We start from the raw sequence: 2,174 nt of genomic DNA, 5'->3' as shown, positions 1-2,174 counted from the left end.
CCGAGTGGTTTGAAAAATTTGGAATTAGAGATACAAGAGATTGGCGGCAGCTTTTAGAGATAGATCCAGCAAAAGCCAAGGAAGCTTTGCAACATGTGGTTGATAATAGAGAACATTTTCCCCAATATGATGATAATTGGGTGAAAGATAGAGAAAAGGAATTAGATAAATAAACTATGATATGGGGTCCTTCGCTTCGTTCACGATAAATTTAGTAAGATTTAAAAATATATGTCAAAAGAAAAAGAGATGACAAAAATGGATAAGTTGATCTCACTCGCCAAAAGGCGGGGTTTTGTTTTTCAATCATCAGAGATTTATGGCGGATTTGGGAGTTGTTATGATTATGGGCCGCTTGGCGTGGAATTGATAAATAATATCAAGAAAGCCTGGTGGAAAGTGATGGTGCAAAAGCGCGATGACGTGGTGGGTTTGGATAGTGCGATCATCATGCACCCGAAAGTCTGGGAGGCATCAGGCCATGTGGAGAGTTTTTCTGATCCACTCGTGGATTGCAAGGATTGCAAGAAAAGATTTCGGGCCGATCATTTGCTCGAAGCGGCGAGTATGAAGCCGGATTTGGATGCGCGCAAAGAAAAACCAAAAGATATAAAAGATATAGTTTGTCCAGAATGCGGAGGCGAATTGACCGAACCGAGAAATTTCAATTTACTCATGAAAACATTTATCGGCGCGGTGGAGGATGAAACCTCTCAAGCATATTTGCGGGGAGAGACCTGCCAGGGTATTTATGTAAATTTCAAGAATATCCTAGACAGTTCTAGACAAAAGATGCCTTTTGGTATCGCGCAGATCGGCAAAGCATTTCGTAATGAAATCACGCCGGGCAATTATATTTTCCGGACTAGAGAATTTGAGCAGATGGAGATGCAGTTTTTTGTGAATCCCAAAGAAGCGGATAAGTGGTATGATTATTGGCGCGAGAAAAGAATGCAATGGTATAAAGAGCTGGGTATGAAAGATGAATTTATCCGTTGGCGTCAACACAGTAAAGAAGAATTGGCGCATTATGCCAAGGCGGCCTGGGATATCGAATTTGATTCGCCGTTTGGCGGATGGAAAGAATTGGCTGGTGTGCACAATCGCGGGAATTGGGATTTGAGCCGGCACGGTGAGTATTCCGGCGTGGATTTGAGCTACACTGATCAAGTCACTCAAGAAAAATATATACCTTATATTGTAGAAACTTCTGATGGCGCGGGTCGGGCGATGTTGGCGTTTTTACTCAATGGCTATGAGGAGGTAGAAACGCGTTCGGGCGATGATGAGGCCAAGCACGAAAAAGAAGTGGTCTTGCATTTACACAAAAGTCTAGCGCCGATCAAGGTGGCGGTTTTACCATTATCCAAAAAAGAAGAATTACAAAAAACAGCGCATGAGATCAAAGACAGTCTGGCGGAGAATTGGATGACGCAATATGATGAGACAGGATCCATCGGCAAGCGTTATCGGAGGCAAGATGAGATCGGCACGCCATATTGCGTGACCGTGGATTTTGAAACAGCCAAGGATAAAAAAGTGACGGTTAGAGATATTGAGACGATGAAACAGGAGAGGGTGGCGGTCGGGGAGTTGAGGGAATATTTGAGGGAGAAGTTGGAAGAAGGAAGTAACTAGTAATTTCTGGATCATATAAAAACAAATAAAATTATGAGTAATAATATCCAGTGGCAGGCGCCAGCTTATAAATTTTCTTGGTCTAAGTTTTTTGATGCTTTGGGCAGAAATAATTCAATGTATAACAGTACATATGAATATTTGTATGATAAATACGATGCTGTTTATAGAGTTGAAGATGATTGCTTGGTAATTGAGGATTTTTTAGTAAAAAGCAAGAAAAGAATGGTTAAATTTGGTAAAATTGCTTTTTTTACTAGGAACGTTGGCCCAGCGACAGAAACTGTTTTTGATAAAGAATTTGATGTATTATATTTGGCTTTTGGAAAATATTTTTATAAAAAATATATTCCTATATTGGTGCCGCCAGAGATAGTTGGAGATGTAATAAAAAAAGGTGCTTGTCTAGAACAGACAAATAATTAGTAATGTTTTTTAATAATTTTTTTAATAATATTAGCCAAATTATCATCTTTCCGGTGGTTAAATCTAAATTCCATTTCTTTTAAATACAAATTAAACCGTTTTCTGTCTAT

General features: G+C 39.5%; 3 protein-coding genes. All 3 read left to right on the top strand.

Translation table 11 applies throughout. The features are described from left to right. Positions 1-173 (top strand): hypothetical protein (locus tag GYA54_04630; GenBank protein ID NMC51970.1); only part of this gene is annotated, 173 nt, incomplete at its 5' end. A 76-nt stretch (positions 174-249) separates the two neighbouring features. Then, positions 250-1,638: a glycine--tRNA ligase gene (locus GYA54_04625; GenBank protein NMC51969.1), complete on the top strand. Its 1,389-nt coding sequence runs from the start codon at positions 250-252 to the stop codon at positions 1,636-1,638. 33 nt (positions 1,639-1,671) lie between these two features. Then, entirely contained in the window at positions 1,672-2,064 is a 393-nt protein-coding gene (locus GYA54_04620) for a hypothetical protein (GenBank protein ID NMC51968.1), read from the top strand. Positions 2,065-2,174: the final 110 nt, after the last annotated feature.

It is taken from the genome of Candidatus Kuenenbacteria bacterium (assembly GCA_012797775.1).
Lineage (GTDB): Bacteria > Patescibacteriota > Patescibacteriia > UBA2196 > GWA2-42-15 > JAAZMX01.
Note: the sequence above shows the minus strand (reverse complement) of the source record. Positions and strands in the feature narration are given on the sequence as shown.